The sequence below is a fragment of the Anaeromyxobacter sp. K genome (assembly GCF_000020805.1).
Lineage (GTDB): Bacteria > Myxococcota > Myxococcia > Myxococcales > Anaeromyxobacteraceae > Anaeromyxobacter > Anaeromyxobacter dehalogenans.
Map to the genome: position 1 here is coordinate 4,427,231 of NC_011145.1, position 20,532 is coordinate 4,447,762.

Genomic DNA, 20,532 nt, shown 5'->3' on the forward strand with positions numbered 1-20,532 from the left:
AGCGGGTGCGGGCCGGAGTCGAGGCCCCCTCCCCGCCGACTCACCCGCTCAGGCCCGAGCCGGAGTCGAGGCACCCCCGCCCACCCAGCTCCCCCCGTTCACGGAGCAGGGGAAGCCGGGCGCGCGTGGCGATGCCGCCGCCCCCCACCGCGCCGCCGGCAGGTCGCAGTCCCAGCAGCGGAGGGGGGTTCGTGCTGGGCCTACGACCCGACGACACGGAGGTGCCCGCCGGCCTTGCGGGGCGCGCAGCCGGCGGGTGCGACGAGGTGGGGGACGGCAGGCATCGGGAGGACCGTACGAGAGAGCGAGCGGCCACTGCATGGGAGGCGGATGAGCCCGCTCTCACGCGCGCCGCGCCCAGGCCGCCCGCCCGTGCGTTCTCCGCTTGATCCCCGGCCGGCGGTGCCGTATATGGGCGGACTCCGAGCGCCGGACAGGATGTCCCGGGGCCCGGAAGCAGATGGAACGAGGACGGATTCGCGGTTTTCGGAGGAGTGGCCGAGCGGTTTAAGGCGGCGGTCTTGAAAACCGCAGAGGGTTCACGCCCTCCGAAGGTTCGAATCCTTCCTCCTCCGCCAGGACAGAAGGAGCGGAAGAGGTTCTGGAAAGGTGGCCGAGAGGCCGAAGGCGCTGGTTTGCTAAACCAGTATACGGGGTGACCTGTATCGAGGGTTCGAATCCCTCCCTTTCCGCCAATCTCGTAGCACCGCAGGACCCGCAGCACCGCAGCACCCCGCCCTCCCCGGCGGCACAACCGAATAGGCTTTGCGCCCTTAGCTCAGTTGGATAGAGCGTCGGACTACGAATCCGAAGGCCAGAGGTTCAAATCCTCTAGGGCGCGCCAGCACAGGGGCCGGTTTTCCTTGGGTGTTTCCCGGGAAATCCGGCCCCTTCCTTTTGCGGCTCTCGGAGCTGTGCAGCAAGCGTACAGCAAGACCGTGAGTCGCAGCTGCATCCGGCTGCACGGGCTTGGCGGCGTACTCGGGTGGAAGCTCGACGAGCGCCGCGCCGGAAGGCGGCAGGTAGGCCGCGGCGGCCCGCAGGTCCTCGCCGTTCGTGTGGACGTACCGGGCCGTCATCTTGAAGTCCCGGTGCCGCATCGCCCGCTGCAGGCGCACCCCGTCGAACCCGCTTGGGCGAGCAGCGTGCCGTAGGTGTGGCGCAGATCGTGGAACCGCATCGGCCGTGGGATGGCGGTCACCCAGAGCCGCGCGCCGCACGTTGGGCAGCGCCGCTCCTTATGGTCCGGGTGCCGCTCGACGTGCGGCGTCCCGTTCCGCTTGCAGCGGCGGCAGTGGTGGTCGTAGCCCTCGGGCAGCCCGGCGCGGATGCAGATCGCGCGCGTGTGCCTGGCCATGTTGATGGCCGTCGTGTGCGCCTTCCCGTCCGAGCGCGGGAACATGTACTCGGAGCTGGACGCAGCGATCGCGTGGACGAGGAACGGGACGAGCTGCGGGTGGATCGGCAGCGTGTCGACGTGCCCGCCCTTCGTCGTCGAGCGCTCGTAGGACCGGTGGACCGTGACGGTCATCGTCGTGAGGTCCACGTCCGACTTCCGGAGCGCGAACACCTCGCCCTTCCTGAGTCCGAGGTAGAGCGTGCACGCGTAGAGGTCGCGCCACTGCGGCGGCGTCGCCGCGAGGAACTTTGCGACCTCGTGCGCGCGGAGCGTCACGTAGACGCGCTCGACCTCGCGCCGGGGCTCGACGGCTTCGAGCGGGTTCGGGCCGTACCAGAGCCCCGCCTTCCCGGCGCGCTTGAAGATCCCCGAGACGACCACGCGCAGGTGGTTGATGGTGTTGGCGCTGTAGCCTGCCAGCTCCATCTCGCGGAGGCGCTCCTCGAAGCGGATCGCGGTGACGCGCCCGAGCGGGAGCTCCGCGATGGGATACTCCAGCACGTGGTTGCGGAGGCGGCTCTCCTCGCGCTTCACGCTCGCCGGCGGGCACTTCTCCTTGAGCCACCAACGGCAGAGCTCTCCGAGCGACATCCCCGGGTCGCCGGGGAGCGGCTCGAGACCGTGCCGCTGCCGCTCGGCGCGCCGCTCGAGGTCTCTGGCCAGGCGGAGGGCCTCGGCCTTCGTCCGGGCAGTGGAGCGCTCGTCACGCCAGGCGCCGGCCGCGTCGCGGTAGCGCACGTACCAGCGCTCGCCCTCCCGGGCTTCGACGCGCTCGCCGGCGGCCCGGAGCCGCTCCGCCTCGGCCTTCGTCACGCGGCGCCTGGACAGCTTCCCCGCCCTACCCCGCGTGATGTGGAAGAGGAACTCCCGCTTGTACGCGCTCGCCATGGAGGAGTCCTACGCTCCGTGGACGCCAGAGCCATGCCCCCGAAGGCAACACTCGCGCCGGCTCGCGCCGGCCGCTCTCGACGAAAGAGGCGGAAGTCTTAGCGTCTGAGCCGTAACCGCCCGCCGAAGCCCGGCTGGCAGCCATAGCTCGAGGGCGAGATCCTCCGCGTTCTTTCGCCGGAGGAGCCGATGGCCGACCAGGACCGGGAGCGCTGGACAAAGCTCGTCGCGGACTTCGAGACAAGCGACCTGACGCAGCGCGAGTTCGCTTCAGAGCGCGGGATCTCGTTCAGCAACCTGCGCAACTGGATCTACCGGCTGCGCAAGGAGTCGCGCCCGCTCGTCGAGGCGGCGCCGGCGTCATCGGGTCAAGTCCCAGGGCGGGCTCCGGCCAAGGAGCGCTCGCGTCTCGTGCCGGTCCGCGTGGTAGCGTCCGCGCCGAAGGCGCGGTTGGTCGAGCCGAGCTCGTCGCTGCTCGAGCTGGCGCTCCCGACCGGCGTCGTCGTGCGATTTCCGCCCGGCACCGAGCCTGCGTACCTCCGCGCCCTCGTCACGGCGCTGTAGCCGTGATCACGATTCCGCGGTCGGTCCGCATCTTCATCGGCTCGACCCCGATCGACATGCGGAAGTCGATCGATGGGCTGATGGCGATCGTGCAGGGCGAACTCCGCCAGGACGCGTACTCCGGTCACCTCTTCGTCTTCGTGTCGCGTCGCTGCGACCGGGTGAAGATCCTCACCTGGGACAAGGGCGGGTTCGTCCTCGTGTACAAGCGGCTGGAGCGCGGCCAGTTCAAGCTGCCTCACATGGACTCGTCCACGATGGCCGTCGAGATCGACGCGACGCAGCTCGCGATGCTGCTCGACGGGATCGACTTCGGCCGCGTTCGGCGGCCCGAGCACTGGCAGCCCCCGTCCCACTCGGATCGTCCCGGTGGTCGTCCCATGGACAAGCCCGCTCCGGCGTGATCTTTACGCTTGTGAATGGGCGGCGAGCATCGCTGCGAGTGGCGTGACGAGGCCGAGAGCCTCTCGTCTCAGCTCGCGGCCGCGCACGACACGATCTCCGCTCAGGCCCAAACCATCCGGCAGCAGAGCGAGTCGATCGCGAAGCTGAGCGACCAGCTCACCTCCGTGCAGGCGACCGTCGAGAAGCTGCAGCGCCATGTCTTCGGCGCCCGGTCCGAGAAGATGCCCTCGGTCGCGAAGGAGATTCGCGATCCAGCTCGCGCCGAGGCGGACCGGATCGCCGCGCTCCGAACCCGCCGCGAGAACGCCGAGAAGAAGCGCCAGCTCGTGACGCGGAAGATCGAGCACACGGTCCGCGAGGATCAGAAGGTCTGCCCGAAATGCGGCGGTCACGACTTCAGCCGACTCGGCGGCGGCGAGACGACCGAGATGTACGAGCTCGTCCCGTCGCGCGTCGAACGCCAGATCCATGTCCAGGAGAAGCTCCGCTGCCGCTGCGGCGAAGCGATCATCACGGCCAACCCGCCGGCGAAAGTGTACGACAAAGCTCGCTTCGGCCCGGCCTTCATGGCGCAGGTCGTCGTCTCGAAGTGCGCCGACTCGTTGCCGCTGTACCGCCAGGCGAAGGCGTACCGCCGCGCGGGCGTGCAGGTCGACGACTCGACATTGGGCGAGCTCTTCCACCGAGTCGCGGTCGCCACGAAGCCGCTGTCGCAGCGCCTGCTTCAGCTCGTCGCCAAGAAGGAGATCGTGCTCGCGGACGAGACCACGCAGCGCGTGCAGGCCAAGGGCAAGACGCGCACCGCCTGGCTGTGGAGCTTCATCGCGCGCGACGAAGCCGACAAGGAGATGATCTCGTACGTCTACTCGCGGAGCCGCTCGGGCGAGACGCCGCTCCGCGTGCTCGGCGACACACTCGGCAAGCTCGTGGCAGACGCGTACTCCGGCTACAACAAGGTGACGCTGCCCGGCGGCCGCGAGCGCGCCGGCTGTCTCGCGCACCTTCGCCGCAAGTTCTTCGAGGCGCTGTCGACCGCGCCGGACGCCGCGAAGCTGGCGATGGACTTCATCCTCGAGGTCTACAAGGTGGAGCGCGCCGCGCTCGACGCGGACCTGCTCGGCACCGACGAGCACTTCGAGATGCGGCAGACCGCGAGCCGAGCCCTGATGAACGACTTCCGGGCGTGGCTGGACGCCGAGCAGTCGCGTCATCCGCCGAAGAGCCCGATTGGCGAGGCGATCGGCTACGCGCTCGGCCAGTGGAACGCGCTCACGCTCTTCCTCACCGACCCGCGCCTGCCGATCGACAACAACGCCTCCGAGCGCGCGCTGCGCGTGGCAGCGCTGGGGCGCAAGAACTTCCTCTTCGTCGGGCACGACGAAGCCGGCGACAACCTCGCCGGCCTCTACTCGCTCATCGCGACGTGCGAGGCGAGCCAGGTGAACCCGGTCGACTATCTCGCCGACGTCCTGCTGCGCGTCCAGAGCCACCCGGCTTCGCGCATCGACGAGCTGCTGCCACACAACTGGACGCCGCCCAGAGCCGAGCCGTCGACCTGACGGCGGTCGGCGGCGAACACGAACACGGACCAGGAGGTGAACGAGGCCGCGGAGCGGTGGCGCGCGACAGCTACGTCAAGACGCGGTTGCCCGGGCGGTTACTCTGAGCCGGTGTCGGCCCGCGGTAGCGCGCGGCATCGTAATGAACAATTAGAGACCGCGCGACCGACGAACATCGCTCGGCCCGGAGATCCCCGAGCGCTCGCGCGGTCCGAACCGTCATGTCGCTGTTGCTGGTCGATCGCTTGCGCCTCCTGAGCAGCGACGGGAGGAGGTCGCGGCGATCTGGCGTTCCCGCCGAGCCGCGGCGTATATGCGAATCACGAAAAGGCAAGCGCGACGGGCGCCTCCGACGGAACCGGCGAGCCGCTGGTCGAAGCGGCACACCCTTAAGCCACGTCGAGGATCGTGCCCTCGGCCCTGATCACTTCCCACGCGGCTTCTCGCTGCGAACCCGTCGTTTCCGGGTGCAACACCATATTCATCCGGAGCACGACATCGCCCGTGTACGACGGGTCCAGCGCGATCGGGATGATGGTGCCGGGATCGCTCTTCCCGGCCGGGAGGTGCCGGCCCACGTTGTCGAGACCGAGCAGCGTGGGTCGGTTCACTTGGAGGTTCCTTGATTTCTCCACACGCTCGATCCGGTGCACGAAGGGAAACGCGGCGAACACCCTGGCCGCGAACTCCTTTATGCGATCGACCTTGAGATGGCCCTCCTCCTTGCCTCCGACCTTGAACTCCCCCTCTCCTTCTCGCGTTGAGGGCAGCGTCTGAACCCGCTTGGTCTTTCTTCGCCAGGCCGCGAGGGCTTTGTCCTCGGCGACGTACTCATCGCTGAGCGTGCACCCGAGGCTCCGCGCGCGCTGCAGCCAGAGCTCGGCAGTGAGGTGGTTCGTGAGCCGAATGCGCGCATCTCGAGCCGACGCCACGCAGTACCGGGCGACGACCTCGGACGAGATGGCGTCGGTGGCTCGATACGCACCGAGCACGCAATAGAACTCCTGGCTTGAGAAGCGTACCATCTCATCGCTGCCCGCCAGAGCGATGACGAGCTGTGCCAGGTTCGGCGAGGGCCCGGCCACCAGCCTAGCCGTCAACGCTCCGAAGACGACGGGCTCTTGGCCGCTGACGCGGGTGCAGTACTCCCGCAGCGAGGCGAGGAGCCGGTCCCATGAGGTCTCCGGGCCGCCATCGCCATCGCGTCGGTACTTCATCCATCGATCAAGGAGCAACTCCAGCCACGCGATCCGCTCGTCTGCGCAGGCGAGAACCTCGTTGGCCGCATCGCCCAGCAGTCGCCCGTACTCCTCGCCGCGCCTCTCGCCGGGAGGAACCTTCGACAGCGCCTTCTCCACGAGGACAGCGGCGTCGCCGAGATGCTGCGCCAGGATCGCCTCCACGGCCTCGTCGCGGAGCTCGCGCCAGGTCTCGGGCTGGAGGATGCCGCTAAGAGCGCTGCGGACCTCGACCGCGGTCGGGCGTACGCCAGGATCGCCGGAAAGCATCTGCACGACGAGGTCACCGAGACGGCGACCGACGTGAGCGTTCTCCAGCAAGGCCGACACCTTGCCCTCATCGAGCGGCGCTTCGTGCGTCGGATCGGCGCCGGTCAGGATCCGGACGTAGACGGCACCGAGCGAGAAGATGTCGGCCGGGCGGGTCCTCCTGCCGCCGTGCAGCTTCTCCGGCGCGACGTAGCCATGGGTCGCAACGTTCGTCGTCCAGTCCACGGGCGAGCCTTCTGAGCCCGCGATTCCGAAGTCGATGATCTTCGGCTGCCACGCGCCTCCGGCCAATACGAGCATGACGTTCCGCCCGGAGAGGTCCTTGTGTACAACCCCGGCCTCGTGACAGGCCGCCAGGCCGTCCGCCAGCTTCGCTAAGAGGGCGACCTGATCAGGTGCGTGCCCTCCAGGCAAGATGGACCGCGCCTCCGCTGGCCGCTCGTCAACGAGCGCATCGAGGGTCTTCCCCTCTACCCACTCGAGGACGACGACACCGCCGTGGCGCTCGTCGACGCTCCCGCCGAGACACCTCACGACGTAGGGACTCTTGATCGACGTGAGGAGATCGCGCTCTCGGCCTACGAGGCGGGCCACGTCGACGGTGCCTTCTCGATACAGCTTGAGGACGACCTTGTGACCGCCCTCGATGTTGTCGGCCAGCCAGATCTCGGCCTGCGCACCCTCCCGCGAGATGCACTCCGTCTTCCGGAATCGCTGGAGCACCAGATCCAGCGGGATGGAAGCCTTCACGGGGAGCAGCGGATGGGTTTGCGGCTTCAGCGAGGCGAGATGGCGGCACAGCCACTCACCGTGCAGCTCGAAGTCGAAGCCGTTGCGACTGTCGAGGATGCCGAGCGCCGCGAGCTCGCGCAGCTGCGCCTCGGGCTGCCCCTGCTCGTACGGGACCTCGTTCCTGCGGAGCCACGTCTCGACGTCCTCCGCTCGGACGTGCCCATCGAAGTCTCCCCGGGCTGCGAGAATCGACGCGACGGCCCGGAGCACGGTGAGCTGGCGGAGCGACGCAGCGTTGTCGTCTTCGTCCTCGCGAATGAGGTACCCGACGAAGCTGTCAAGCCGCTGGTCACGATGCTCCTCGTCCGTGAGGAGGGCATCGATGTCGGCGAGCGTACACCAGCGCCTCCCGCGCTCCTGGAGCATCGCGAGAAGCCGTCCCCCGAGGCGATTCAGGATGTACGGATTTCCGCCCGAGAGCTGCACCATCCGCCTTCTCGATCGCTCGTCGAGCTCGATGGGAATGCGTGCTCGCAGGTACTTGTCGGCCTCGGTGGCCGTGAGCTCGCGGACCTCGTAGCGGTCCACCGAGTTCAGAAAGTCGTTGCTGTCCTTCAGCAGGTCGCGGAGGTTGAGCAGCCCGCTCAGGACGAACGAGACGCTCAGGTTCCCGAGCGCGCGCTCGTTGAAGTGCCTGAGAGCAACGAGCAGCGCGTTCCGCTCCTGCCGCGAACCGAGCCCCGCGAGCCACTTCTGGAACTCGTCGAGCAGCAGCAGCACGTGCAGCCGCTTCTTGACGGTGCGCGAGACCTCCTCGACCCACGTCAGGTAGCGTGCCGCCAAGTCCTCCGCAATGGTGAGGTCGGATACGTCGAGCGGAGCCGCATCCACCGCAGCTGACGAGAGCGCTCGCCGCAGCACCTCTGCGAGCTCGCGTAGCGCTGTGGCGAGCGTCGTCATCCTGGGGCCATTCCAGGTGTGACGGTGGACCAGGTACTGCGACTGAACCGCCGGATCGAGCTCGAGCGACTGACAGATCGAGCTTTTCCCTCTCCTCTTTCGTCCATAGACGACCGCGCGGACGGCGGCGCCTGCGCGAGCAGCACGCCGTAGTTGCTCGAAGCATCGCTGGACGCTCGCGGAGGACGCCCCGAGCACCTCGTCGTCGTTCAGGTTGACGGGCTCGCCGCTGAAGCCCTCCATCGGCTTAAACGCGATCTCCGGCGGAGCGTGCCGAAGTTTGATCTCGAGTGGATGCTTCACCTCCCCGCCGAGCCAGCTCACCTGAGCAGTGAGCCTGAGCACCTCGCAGGTGTCGATCCGTTCCGGATTCAAGGTCAGGCGACATGGCAACACGGTCGATGCCGAGTCCTGAAGCCGCGCGTCCGTAAGCCAAGGCAGGTGAAACTCGAGTGGCGTTTCGACGATGGGCGAGTCTCCCTTGTGTGGCTTGAAGAACGACAGGACGATCCCGGCTGCAGCGGTCTGGCCCCCGTTCCTGACAAGCACCGGAAAGTCGAGGTGCTGCGCGCCGGGCGGCACGTAGAGCTCGTCCACCATCGCAGGTATGGAAAGTCCGACCTTGCTCGCGTCCGGACCACGTCCGCGCTCCAGGAGCCGCGCCCCGAGTGTCCGCAGGAAGGAGTAGCCAGCGTAACCGAGTGCGACGCGAGGGACCTCTGGCGCCGAGGCTCCACGGCGCCGATCAGGCTCACAATCTTCTAGGTAGTCCTCGACCACCGCACGGTCGGAAGGTGCAAGGCCGAGCTCATGCAGGAGCGCGAGCCCCAGCAGTCGCCCGTCGCCTCCGCCGGTCGACGCGATGGCGATGGCAATCGCTTCCAGCAGCCCGCGTCCGTCCGCCGGGTGCGCATCGGCTAGACGGGCCGCGACGTGAAGCAAGACGCCTCCAAAACCGTGCGCGATCAGTTCAGCCGCGATCCGCACCGCCTCCGGTTGGCCCGAGGAGGCCGCAGCGATCTCCAACGTCGCGGCGAGCAGACTCTGCGGCGTCCCTGAGGAGAAGAGCCCACCTGTACGTCGGCGCGCAGCCGCGAGCTCGCGATCTGCCGCGCAGCCCGCCAGCGCCGCGCCCACGACTGCGAGTCGATAGCACGAAATCCGGTCGTCATCTGACGCAGCGACCGCGATCCGCTCCGCGTCGAGGAGCAGGGCAGCGAGCCGGGACAACGGCTCCTCGCGCGCAGCTTGCGCGATTACGTGCAGGACGTTGTGCGCGCCCGCGTTCGCCGCGCCTGTATCACCGGACCTTGGCGCTGCGTCGAGCAGCTCGTACCGTCCGCGTTCCCGCGGAAGGTCCCCCGGCAGGAACCCTGCGTCCTTCGGCGCCGTCGATCGGGGAGCATCACGAAGCTTCAGCGCCCAGTACCCCGACGAAAGCGGCCGCTGTGCTAGCGGGTGCGCTCGAGTGAACGCGAAGCGAACAGGCTCGTCGGTGAACGGAGGGGGCAAAGACGCGCGGGGCATGCCGATTGTCGCCGCAGCCGCCATCGCCCCGCTTGTGGATCTGCGAGCCTCCTCCAAGATCTTCGCCAAGCGCGGGCCGACCTCTAGCAGCGGCAACGTCCTGACGAGCTCTTCCGGGACGGAAGCGACGCCCGCCGCCTCGAGACCATTCAATGCTGCCCCAGTCTCCTCCTCGGCCGTGGAGAGCGTCTCGAGGACGCGCCTTCGCCAACGATCGCAGTCATCCCAGCCCACCTCGAGGTCGGGCTCACCGAGTTCGCTCGCTACCGCCGAAGCCCTGACGCGTGCCGCCTCCGAATCCACCGCGATGGCGCGCGTGAGTCCTTCTGCAACGCTCGCCAGATCCGCCCGGATCGACTCGAGACGCTGGAGCGCGCCGTTCGGCGTTTCGCCTAGCGAGGACGGGACGAGGTCGCCCCAGCGTTTGTTGATCTCGTCGAGTCGAGCGCCTGCCGCAGAGGGAGCCTCCTCTGCGAGGGAGGCGCGGATGACGGCATGGCGCCGGGCGATCTCGTCCCGGAGCGCTTCGAGCTTGCTCGACGTGCCACCGTCCGCCGGGCGGGACGGAGCTGCTGTCGGCGGCGAGGTCGAGGGCAGCTCCGCGGACTTGGGCCTCGGCGGAGGCGCCGGGATCGGTCCCCCGAGCGCGGACAGGATCCGTTCGTGGCTCTGCCCGGCAACGCTAATCAGCAGGGGCGCGTCGACGAGCAGCGGGTGCTCGCATGTCGCCCGCATCCCGAGGAGCGACTCGGTCGCCCGCTGCACCGCGTCCCACGCCCCCTCGGCGCTGCTGCGCGACGCCGAGGCGAGCAGTGACTTTGCTGAGGCAGGCAACGATGCGGTCTGCACGGCCTCCGTCGCAAGGCGGAACAGCGACTTGACGGCGCAAGCGGCAGACGACGCGACCTCGAGCGCGCCCACGATCGTTGCCGCGAGCGCGGCGGCGTCCGGGATGATCGCCCGCAACTCAGCAGCGGCATCTTGCGTCGAGGCGGGTGGCCCGATGACGAGCCCGAGCTCAACTGCGATTGCTCGCGCACGCAAGATCCCGATCTCCGCGACAGCCGCATCGACGAGCCTCGAGATCCTCAGCCTTCCGCTATCCGCCAATGGCATCCGGGCCGTTTCCGTGGTCGTGGCGGGAGCGTCGACCGACCCGACGACCTGCACTTCGTGCAGCGACCTTCCGCCGGGACTCCGAGCAGGCGGCTCCACGGCATAGCCGAGGAGTGCATTGACCTGCCGAGCGAGCGTTGCACATCCGGCCGCCACCGCCATGGGCGTCGCGTCCCTGCGGCGCAGGCTCAGCAACGGCCTGAACCACGAAGACACGACACCTTCCACGTATCGCGGGGTCGCGCTGGTCCGATGGCTACGAAGGAACGAGGCCAGCAATTGCGCGAGGCGGGTGGGCGATTCGACCGAGCGTGCGCCTTCGGCGGGTACGAGCGCCGCCGCGCCTTGACGGAACAGGATCGTCGACAGCAACTGATTGCCGAGCGTCCAGGTCGGGTTGTGCGCCGAGGGTGGCTCCAGATGCAGCGCGTTCGATAGATACGCGGAAAGCACCTCCTCGTCGGAGAGCACCGCCTTCGTCTTGGGCTTCACCATCACGACTGGCGCGCGTGGCGGTGAGGTAGGCGGTGACTTCGAAGGCCGCACCGCGCCCCGCCGCGTCGAGGTCGACGCGTCCGCAGCGAGCTCTTCGGGAGCCGCCGGGACCTTGGGGTGAGGCGCCGGTGGCGCGACCTTGGACGCGGGCCCCGCGGTGGCTTGTGCGGGATCCGTGGACACCACGACCACGTTCCGCGCCGCTGACCCCTTCGCAGTCTTCACAACGTCGAACGAGACTCGGTCGCCTTCGCTCAGCGACTTGAACCCCTGTTTCTGGATATCCTTGTAGTGACAGAAGACGTCCTCACCGTCTTCGCGGGAGATAAAGCCGAATCCTTTGGCGTCGTTGAACCACTTGACGGTTCCGAGTGCCATCGCACTCGATTTTCACAGAGCGTTCTTCTTGGCAAGCCCCGCAGTCTTGGGATTCATCCCGGATCCGAGTCCGGGTTGATCGGCGAGTTGCCGCGCCCCAGGCGGAGACCGCTTGCCCGCGACGCCAGGCTGGCCACTGTGCGCGCTTTCTTGTGGCCATCCAAGCTGCCCTGACGGCCCTGACGGCAAGCTCCGAAGTGACAGCCCGGCTGGCACTCCCGCTCACGCAGCGCGCTGAACGCTGGCTCCCATGCCGTCACGTTGTCGAATCGTCACACCACGGCAGCGGAAGGACGCGACCACGCCGTTTGTACGTGTATGTCCGGGCACCCGGAAGGGCTCGAGCGCACCACGAGGCAGCCCCGCTGGATGTCGGCGGCCAACCTTGTACGCGCTCGCGCGAGTCCGGCGAGCCGCGGCACAGGCAGCAGCACGCGACGGCGGTGTCAAGGAGCCAACGACGTCACCTTGCGCGTCCACCCGCCTTCAAGAGACGCAGCGAGGCTGCCCTCGCGTCCGCGCGGCTGAGCGACGAAACCCCGGAGATATCAGCTGAGAATCGGACGCCGGTGACACCTGGATCGATCTTGCGCGGCTGCGGGACGAAACCCGCCTTGACGAAGCGGAGCTCGGAGCAAGTGTAGCGCTCTGAATCCGTCCCGGGGGCGTACCCGAGACGCGATAGTTTCCTGTCCAGGAGCCCTCCGCTCGTCAATGCCGACCGGACACCTGCCACCTGCTCGTCAATCGTGCGGCCACCGGCTGGATCTGACCTCAGCCAGATGGACGCGATGATGACGTCCGTGCCTTCGCTTGGCGGCACGACCTGCAGTAGCGAGAACTCGTGCCGGTGCCCGGCAACGGAAGTCTTGACCTCGATACACAGGCCGTTGGCGGCAAAGTCGAAGATGCCCGCTTCGGGCCCGTGCCACACCTCGACGGCCCTGTCGACGTCACGGAGTAGCAGGATCAGCTCGAGCTCGCCCCAGAGCCCCACGACCTGATCTCGCGTCAGCGCACGAATCGAACCGAACAGATCGGCCCATTCCGTGACGAAGTCATCGAAGGCACGCCCCGTCGCCAGCCGACCGGGGTGGACACTGACGGTGTTCACGGCGTCAGCGACCAAGGCGTGAAAGTTTCGCTCGAGCGACGACTCGGTGCACCGGACCACGCCGATCGCCTTCTGTGATCGCTTCGCTCCCACCTGGATGTCAGCAGCGGGATGAAGGTAGAACGCGAGGCCCTTGAAGATGACGGACTGTGCTACCGGCGCGTCCGACAGGACAGCTACGAGGCAGTGCTCGCCGCTCGGTGAACGCGCGAGGTGCAGATTCTCGGCTATGCGCTCGAGCAAGTATGTATCCGGCGACGGGGACAGCTTGACAGTCCCGAATGCCTTCCCGATCTGATCCGGCGTGCGCGCGGCGGGCATACCGTCTAATCGGCAGCGTAGTTGAACATGAACACGAACTTCGATTTTGGAATCACGAGTGTCGGGACGTAAACCCGGCAGTCGTCCCATCGCTTCGCTCGCTCGCCCTTTTGCATCATCACGATGAGCGTCGGCACTTGCTCGTAGTTCGCCTTCGCATGCTTGTACCATCCGGAGCTGGCGAACCCCGACCAGGGCGGATCCTGTCGCCGGAGGTCGTAACCACGCCCTTGATTTCGGCGAACATTCAGGCGCGCCGATGTCAAGCCGATCTCAGGCGCCTTCATCGCCTTCAGGAGCTCCTGCACCCTTTCATCTTCCCACGTGTAGCCGCCGAATGGCTTGCTGGGCATGTGCTTCAGAACCGCGATGATCTCGTCAAGACCGACTTCCACGTACGCATCATCGTCATCGTACTTCGAGAGCAGCCGGTCGAGCTCGCTCGTGTGCGCCGAGATGTCCGCCTTCCTCCACAGTGGATCTGGCGGGTAGATCACGCGCCCCGGCTCGACACCTTCGATATCGGCCGGGTTCAGGACGTTCGACCGTGTCGGCTTCAGACCAGCGCCAACCCAGACGGGCTTCACCTTCAGGTTCGCTGGATCATTCCCGATCGCATTGCGCATCCCCTCGTCGGCTTCATGGATTCGCTGAAATGCATCGATCAGGTGTGGTGCGCTGAACAGGCGGGTCACGTCGAGAAGGTCCGTGCGATATCCGAACATCCGAGCGTGCTGATGAACCGTATCGCTCATCTTCGTCTTCGGATCGCGCCCGTAATAGGTGATCATGAGTCCGTCGATCGTGAGCCCACGCCCTAGCCGGTTTCCGCCGATCATGATGTTTACGCCGGGTCGATACTCGAGACCCCTCAACTTGCTATCAGCGTTGACGACGGCAGGAATTGCATTGGTGAGCGTGTCAGCAAGGTGCTTCTTCAGCTCGGGAAGCGGACGGAGCTTCGCAGTTCGTGCGAGCTCCGCATATGCCTCCTGCAGCCATCTGTCTGCCTTTTCCTGCTTCGTCTTCGGGGCGGCGCCCCTGACCGCCTTGTCGAGGTCCGTCACGAACGCCTGGACAACTTGCGCCAGGTACTCGTGATCGGCACGGTTCCGCGAGACGTGTATGAGGATCGTGTACGGGAGACCGACATGTTTTCCGCCTCTGAGCTGCTTCTGGGCGGCCCCCAAGAAGAAGCAGCACAGGGCGTTCCTGAGGCCATCAGGCGGTTCACTCGCGCCCCCGGGCACGATCCTGCCCGGCTTGAACTGATCGAGCTCCTTGTCGTCGAGCTTCACGCAAAGCGATGTCGGGCTATCGACGTCCGCGAAGAAGACGTTGCCTCCGACGTATCCCTCGCCCTCCGGGACGAGCTCGCAGAAGACCGGCCGGGAAGGGTGGTTCAATCCCTGAAGCAACAGGCTCTGCGGGGTGGCAGTCACCTGCAAATATACATGGTTGGGGATCGTTTTCCGGATCTCGCCGATGACGCGGAACACTTCGCTCGGGTCATCTTCCTTCTTCTTCGTCCGGCTCGCGTTGGTGTTCAGGCTGGCGTTGTCGGCCTCGTCATCAATTATGATTGCCGGATACCGCCTAGCGTCGGCCGACTTGAGCACATCGAGTAGCGATTGCAGGTTGGAAACGTTCTTCGTGCTCACGAGGACGACGCCGGTGTCCTCGAACCTGTTCGGCCCTGCGAGCTGGTTCTTGCCGTAACCTCGGGGGTCGCTCTTGAACGTCTCCCAGCTCGCGATGTACGGAGCCCTGGCGATCAGGTTATCCCTGAAGCGCTTGAACGTTTGGTCCCCGAGCAGCGTGTTGTCCGACGTGAGTACAACGAAGCATCGAAAGCCATTGTCTCTCGCTAGGGCAACGGCTGCGAGCGCCGCGTTTGTCTTTCCCGCCTGCACTTTTCCGTAGAGCAGACCCGTCGTGCCGTTCGGTATCCGTTCTTCCGCGGTCGACCTGAAGGGCTTCGCGACCGTTCCGGTCCCACGATCTCCAACGTCACCTTCACCAAACTTCAAAGCATATGCCGAGACGCAGCGGGACACTGTCCGCTTGGCGCAGGCAAGGACGTCCGCTCTCGCCGGCGCTCCGTATTTTTCCTCCACCAGCTCGAGAAACGTTCGGATGCAGACCCCGTCGATACGAAGCGGTACGGATGAAGCGACGGGCTTGATCGTGGCAGTCGTAGTCATTCATCAGCTCCAAGCAGTCGACGCGGCCACGCGTTGACCGGTATTCGGTGGTGTAGTTCGGCCCCCGATGGGCCCGTCACCCGGTAGCGGCCGGCACGAAGTCGCCTCACCCGTACCTGCTGATTGCCGCCGTCTCGCTGCGCAAGCAGGGAGAACACCTCCCGCGCCCTCAGGCAGCAGACCCCGTCCCTGCTGCACACGAGGCCTACGAACGTCAGCTCCTCTGTCACCTCGCGCGCCAACGATTCGAGCGCACGCAGCTCCGTACCGGTAAACGTGAAGGGCCAGCTTCTCGGACGCGTCGAGTGCTTCAACAGCACCGCGGTTCGTCGACCTGCGTCGACAATGTACGCGCACTCGTGAATGTCCCGACGCCTCGCAATCGTGACCTGCTCGGAGCCTTCCACGAGCTGGTACAGGGCCGCGCCTTGAAGCAGCACTTGGTCACCATGGTTCACGGCTCTGCCCCCCGCTGCCAACGAACTCTACCCGGGATGGGGGGTTTCTCAACGTCTTTACGCACGGATCCGTGCGTCTGGATGGTCGGATGAGAAACTGCGCAACGGTGATGCGGGCAACCGCCGTGCACAGCGGCTCAGCATGTCACGGGTACGGCTATGCTCGACGGGACGCTAGGTGGTGTATCCCGGCAGCCACGTCACGAAGATGAAGGACTGCACATCGAGGAAGTCCTTTGCACCGTAACGGCGTAGCTCGTCGAGAAGGTTGCGCGCTAGGGCGAGAAGCGAGGAGTACGTTCGCCAGTTTGGCTCGCTCTTGTAGTTGAGCTCGAATCCGAGGCGCTTTGCAGCTTCCACGGTAGGTGCTGGTCTGAGGAACATGTGCCTATCCGACGCAGCGAGGTACGGGAAGATGGTGGCGAGTGGCCACTTCGCGACCTCCGAGCCGGGCGTCGGCATGGCTTGAAGCGAGCGCAGGATGTCCTCGAACCGCTGCTGAGACGGGGCCTCGCGCGCCGACGCCAAGATTGCGCGGACGTACGCCACCGCTGCCGCATCGTCCGCCAAGGCGTCCTTCAGCGGTGCCTTCTCCCACTTCGGATGCAGAAGGTTGATCTGGGCGATGTGCATCAGCCGCCGGCGCAGCTCGTCGATGTTGCCATTGTCCAGCAGCCGCTCCCCCTCCCCGTGCCCGAAGCTCCGGTCCCACTCGGCGACGACCGCGAGCTTGTATGCGCGCTCACCTCGCCTGAGGTCCCCGATGTACGCAGGGTCGTCGAATCCCTTCGGAAACGTCTGCAGGAACGTCGCCACCGCCTGCTCGTGCGTGAGCCGATCGTGCTCCATGCAGTACGTGCCCTTCCTCGGGTCGAACTCGAAGGCAGGCAGATGATCGAGCCACTCGTGGGCCACGGAACTGGATGCACGCAGGAACTTCGTCGCGGCGTCGAGAGCGAGACGTGTTGCACACTTTCCGCCACGAGAATGGAAGTAGACATGCACCGTCGTCGCCTGCGTGCCCACGACGCGACCGATTCCGAACGCTGGGTGCTCGACGAGCGCGCCGAGCTTCCAGGGCATCTCGAGGTTGCCGGCCATGTCCTCCCCCGTGTTTCACGTCGAGGACAGTGAGTGCACAGGACTTCGTGCCGCCTTGACTCGGCCGACGATCAGGAGGGCCGTGCCTGCGGACTGAGCAGTCAACTGATCACAGCTTCGTCTTGCCTTGGCGCTCCAGTTCCATGAGCACCCGGATCCCGCGGTAGAAGCATTCCTTCCTGTAGGCGAGATCCCAGTCCTCGAGGACGTGGTACTCGGCCACCGAGCCACCGCGCAGAGTTTTGCACACATCGCCGTGGCGCCTGCGTCTGGATTCCGCGGCGCGCTCCACCCACTGCGGCGGGATGTTCCCGCCTCCATTCTTCTTCAGGATCATGTAGCCCTTCAGCGGGCTACCTCCGGCGAGCTCGAACAGCGCGGCGTCTCTCGCCATGGGGCCCCTCCCTCGTGCTGTCTCTACGCGGCCTCGGCCTCCGAGCCGCGCCACCGGTCGAACTCCCTCGGGAGCAGGTCGAGGAGCTGATCCGTGGAAAGCGAGTACAGGTCGTACGTCAGATCGAGCTGCTGGATGACGTTAACGAACCGCCGGAGCGTGCCGGGTTTCCGCTTGTTGGATCCCGCGCCGCGCTTCGGTCGCTTCATCGCTGGGTCGTAGTAGAGAACATCGAGCGCGCCAACGATGGCCGGGTTCGAGATGAGTTCCTGCCGTGACGCGACCTGCTCGTTGAAATCGTCGAACTTGTGAGGGGCGCCCGCCAGGAAGACCTTGCCCGAGGACGGGTGCTGGCGGCGGATGCGGAACGCGCCCGCGAGCATGTGCCTGTAGTAGTGCCGGAAGTGCTCCGGATCGGACACCGGCGGCAGAACGTAGTGGTACTGCTTCAGCACCTTGCGCTTGCCGCTCGCCAGCGGCGGACACACCTGGTCGAAAAAGTAGAGCGACAGCCAGTTCCACAGGGCAGGGCTGTGATCCACCTCCGCCTGCGGAACCTTGGCGAGCGCGCCGACGAGATACTTGGCGGCGTCACCGCGCGTCGGAAAAGTCTTTGGCTCGATGGCGGCACCACCAGGAACTGGCAGCGAGGTGTTCGGGTCTTCGAGGAGGCCGAGCGGCGGAGGAGCCGTTGCTCCGTTCCTGATCTCCTGCACGTACGCAGCGAACTGCGCTGTTCCCTTCTCGTTCAGCTTGCGGATGGCGATGCTCATGCGTGCTCCTGTTGCCGGGTCTCGAGCATCCGGGTCTTCAGCTTCAGCCGCTCGCAGAACGCGCGGACGACGTCGCGGATCCACTCCTCCCGCTCCTCATCATCGACCTTGCCGGGAGGCTCGTCCGCCGTGAGCGTTCGCGCGAAGCTGATCCACATCTCGCGCCACCCGGAGAGCCCATCGACTCCCTCCCAGTCGTCATCGAGCACGATGTTCCAGAGGACCTGCCGGACTGCCTCCGGATACACGAGCGCCGCGAAGACCGCATCGGACCTCACGAACGCCTCGGCACCCGGGAACTTGTTGACCTCGAGCACCGGCCGATCGCCGCCGAGCGCCAGCCGCCACATCTCCTCTCCGAGATCCACGAAGTTCACCGGAAGTATGCAGTAGCGGCCCGGGCCACCGCCTCCATCCTCGGCGGTGATGTCGTCGATCTCCGCGACGATCCGACCCAGGAGATCGTCCGTGTCGACGACCTTGACCCGGAACAGCACGGTGTTTCCGCGATCGACCTCGTCGAGTGCCCTCCTCACCGGCTCGACGAGACCTCCGACGGTGCCGAAGTCGAAGCGCTGGTAAGAGGACTTGTAGTGCGCCTCGACGAACACCTTGGCCGTGCTCGGCAGCTCGAGCTCGGACAGATTGATCCGCGCGTCGAAGGATGGCGCATCCTTCCCTGGCTTCAGCTCGATCTCGACGCGGTCCTGCGGAATGCGCCGGCGCTTTGTGTAGTTGAAGTGCCTGATCACGCCGCATCCTCCTCGGTCTCGCTCATGTCCTCGAGATGCCTCGCTCTCACGGCAAGGTCGCGGTTCCGGTCAAAGCCCGTGACCTTGACCTCGAACGTGTCATCGTCAACCACGAGCTCCAGCCGGTTGTCCTTCGCCCGTGCGATCTTCGCGCCCGCGACCGCGACAGCAATCGGCTTCTTGCCGAGGTCGAAGTCATTCCGGTCATAGCGCTTGAATGCGTTGCCCCGACGCACCTCGTATGCCGCTTCGACGCTCACGGCGCCCCTTAGACCCTCGCGCCCCGTGATGCGGAAACCCCCGTCGATCCGGACGAGCTTCAGCGCCGCGCTGGTGGGCGGTGGTGGAGGGGGAGGCGGCGGAGGCGGAGTCACGACCGGGTCATCCGGCTTCGCCGGGCCCGGACCCCGCGGAACCGGCGTCGACCCTGGATTGATGAGGGAGCGCTCCACGTAGAAAACGTCCGACAGCAGCTTCTCGTCGAGGCCCTCGGGCGGCCGTGACAGGTACGCGACCAGCCGTCGCAGGGTGTTCTTGACGAACCTGACGCAGGACGGCCCGTGCTGATACCGCTGCTTCAGCTTGCCCTCGCGCTCAGACCAGTCGGTGTGGGCGGGACCTTCCGAGTCGCCGAGGAGCGCCGACAGGGCGGCGTCTTCCACGACGACGAGTCCGCGCGCCTGCGCCTCGCGAACCATCCGAATGTCCGCGATCGTGATCCCCTGCCTGATGTAGTGCTCCTCGCCGCGGGGGATCGAGTCGTCCTTGCCGACGTACGCGCGGAACGTCGCCGTGACCGGAGGCGCGCCCTTCCGGTGGACCTTCACGGGCACCCTGAACGCGAGGCGTTCCCCTCCCTCGTATCGCTCCCTGAGCTTTGCGATGTTGTGCGCCGCGAGCAGGTCCTCCGACCACTCCGGCGCAGCCACGCCTTGCTGCGCGAGCTCGATGTACTTGTCGGGCTCGAGCCCGATGGCCCAGGCGGCGAGATCGAACAGGCGCTCGAGCTGTTCGCGGTTCGTGCCCGATCCCGACCAGTCCAGCTTCGCCGCCACCTCGCGGATCGTCGTGGCGTTCAGCAGGATCTCTCCCGCGGCGCCCTTCACCTCGACGACAAGCGTGCCCGCGAGGACGGGAAAGAAGTAGTTCCGGATGGCGGCCCGGAGAATGTCGTCAGGAGTGATCTCGTCGGTCCGGGCGTACGGGATGACGATGGACAGACCGGGCTCGTTCACACGCTGCAGCTCGAAGTCGTTCCTGAACTTCTCGATCGCAGGATCGTCCTGGACGGGAAGGCAGAAGTTATCGTCTGCCACGCCGAAATACGGATACGGACAGAACCGGTGTCCATCGAGGTCGTGAACCTTGAGGACTGCCTGACCCATCAGCAGAGAGCACCCGTCCTCGGCGCGCACCGTCAGCCCGAAGAATGCGTACGTGCGGGATGCCGCCGGGTAGACGATCTTGCCAACACCCCATCGACCGCGGTCCGTGTCCGACTTCGATGACCGGCCGACGTTCCTCCAGAAATAGTAGAAGTCGTTCTTGGTGGTTTGCCCCGGAACGTCGCGATCCTGTTCAGGATCGCCGCCGAGACCGCGGGTGCCGAAGTCCTCGATCGTGAGGAAGTCCATCGCGCCGGTCATGACGGCCTCCGGACCGAGCGCAGCGGATACGTGAGGGGCAAGGGTCTGCAGGTACTTCGCAGCCGTCTTCGCGGGCATCGCGTTCGCGGAGAATGCGAAGCGGATGCGAACCGGCCCGCTCACGGCCGCGTCGAGCGTGTTCTGCACCGCCTCGCGGACCAGACCCTCGGCACGGTTATCACGAGACGTGAAGAATTCCTCCTGGACGGGATCCTGGTTGATCTCGCCTCGCTGCATT

12 protein-coding genes, 3 tRNA genes and 1 pseudogene are annotated in these 20,532 nt (G+C 66.3%); 6 read left to right on the plus strand and 10 right to left on the minus strand.

All coding sequences use genetic code 11. The features are described 5' to 3' along the window. The first annotated feature begins 488 nt into the window (after positions 1-488). The 3 genes from ANAEK_RS19745 to ANAEK_RS19755 all read left to right on the plus strand — a co-directional run bounded on the left by ANAEK_RS19745 (position 489) and on the right by ANAEK_RS19755 (position 844). A tRNA-Ser gene (locus ANAEK_RS19745) sits at positions 489-578 on the plus strand. A gap of 25 nt (positions 579-603) precedes the next feature. Further along, a tRNA-Ser gene (locus ANAEK_RS19750) sits at positions 604-695 on the plus strand. 72 nt (positions 696-767) lie between these two features. Then, a tRNA-Arg gene (locus ANAEK_RS19755) sits at positions 768-844 on the plus strand. Positions 845-1,075: 231 nt separating this feature from the next. Here ANAEK_RS19755 and ANAEK_RS19760 read toward each other — a convergent pair. Then, a complete protein-coding gene (locus ANAEK_RS19760) occupies positions 1,076-2,287 on the minus strand; it encodes a tyrosine-type recombinase/integrase (protein ID WP_012527892.1) in 1,212 nt (403 codons plus the stop codon). Positions 2,288-2,476: 189 nt separating this feature from the next. Here ANAEK_RS19760 and ANAEK_RS19765 point away from each other — a divergent pair, with 189 nt between their 5' ends. From ANAEK_RS19765 to ANAEK_RS19775, 3 genes are read left to right on the plus strand one after another with little or no spacing between them, the layout of a single operon-like run. Continuing rightward, positions 2,477-2,851, plus strand: a complete 375-nt coding sequence (locus ANAEK_RS19765) for a hypothetical protein (RefSeq protein ID WP_012527323.1) — start codon at positions 2,477-2,479, stop codon at positions 2,849-2,851. Between the two features lie 2 nt (positions 2,852-2,853). Beyond that, positions 2,854-3,255: an IS66 family insertion sequence element accessory protein TnpB gene (gene tnpB, locus ANAEK_RS19770; protein ID WP_012527322.1), complete on the plus strand. Its 402-nt coding sequence runs from the start codon at positions 2,854-2,856 to the stop codon at positions 3,253-3,255. 15 nt (positions 3,256-3,270) lie between these two features. Then, complete coding sequence (locus ANAEK_RS19775; RefSeq protein WP_012527321.1) at positions 3,271-4,815, plus strand: IS66-like element ISAnsp3 family transposase; 1,545 nt, start codon at positions 3,271-3,273, stop codon at positions 4,813-4,815. A gap of 389 nt (positions 4,816-5,204) precedes the next feature. Here the strand turns inward: ANAEK_RS19775 and ANAEK_RS23700 are convergent, their stop codons facing one another. The 9 genes and pseudogenes from ANAEK_RS23700 to ANAEK_RS19815 all read right to left on the minus strand — a co-directional run bounded on the left by ANAEK_RS23700 (position 5,205) and on the right by ANAEK_RS19815 (position 20,531). After that, positions 5,205-11,153: a protein kinase gene (locus ANAEK_RS23700; protein WP_369736035.1), complete on the minus strand. Its 5,949-nt coding sequence runs from the start codon at positions 11,151-11,153 to the stop codon at positions 5,205-5,207. Positions 11,154-11,342: 189 nt separating this feature from the next. Next, positions 11,343-11,531 (minus strand): annotated as a pseudogene (locus tag ANAEK_RS23475) (cold-shock protein); the annotation flags it as partial. Between the two features lie 463 nt (positions 11,532-11,994). Then, the gene (locus ANAEK_RS19785) at positions 11,995-12,966 is read right to left on the minus strand and encodes a PD-(D/E)XK motif protein (protein WP_012527895.1); all 972 of its coding nucleotides are present in this window, start codon (positions 12,964-12,966) and stop codon (positions 11,995-11,997) included. Positions 12,967-12,971: 5 nt separating this feature from the next. Beyond that, positions 12,972-15,170, minus strand: coding sequence for a Z1 domain-containing protein (locus tag ANAEK_RS19790; protein ID WP_012527896.1), 2,199 nt, complete (start codon positions 15,168-15,170; stop codon positions 12,972-12,974). Positions 15,171-15,802: 632 nt separating this feature from the next. Further along, complete coding sequence (locus tag ANAEK_RS19795) at positions 15,803-16,729, minus strand: hypothetical protein (RefSeq protein ID WP_041454124.1); 927 nt, start codon at positions 16,727-16,729, stop codon at positions 15,803-15,805. Positions 16,730-16,838: 109 nt separating this feature from the next. Then, positions 16,839-17,123: a hypothetical protein gene (locus ANAEK_RS19800; protein WP_012527898.1), complete on the minus strand. Its 285-nt coding sequence runs from the start codon at positions 17,121-17,123 to the stop codon at positions 16,839-16,841. A gap of 23 nt (positions 17,124-17,146) precedes the next feature. Further along, entirely contained in the window at positions 17,147-17,896 is a 750-nt protein-coding gene (locus tag ANAEK_RS19805; protein WP_012527899.1) for a hypothetical protein, read from the minus strand. Then, entirely contained in the window at positions 17,893-18,648 is a 756-nt protein-coding gene (locus ANAEK_RS19810) for a hypothetical protein (RefSeq protein ID WP_012527900.1), read from the minus strand. The genes ANAEK_RS19805 and ANAEK_RS19810 overlap by 4 nt, the downstream gene beginning before the upstream one ends. After that, a complete protein-coding gene (locus tag ANAEK_RS19815) occupies positions 18,645-20,531 on the minus strand; it encodes a hypothetical protein (RefSeq protein WP_041454125.1) in 1,887 nt (628 codons plus the stop codon). The genes ANAEK_RS19810 and ANAEK_RS19815 overlap by 4 nt, the downstream gene beginning before the upstream one ends. Position 20,532 lies beyond the last annotated feature (1 nt).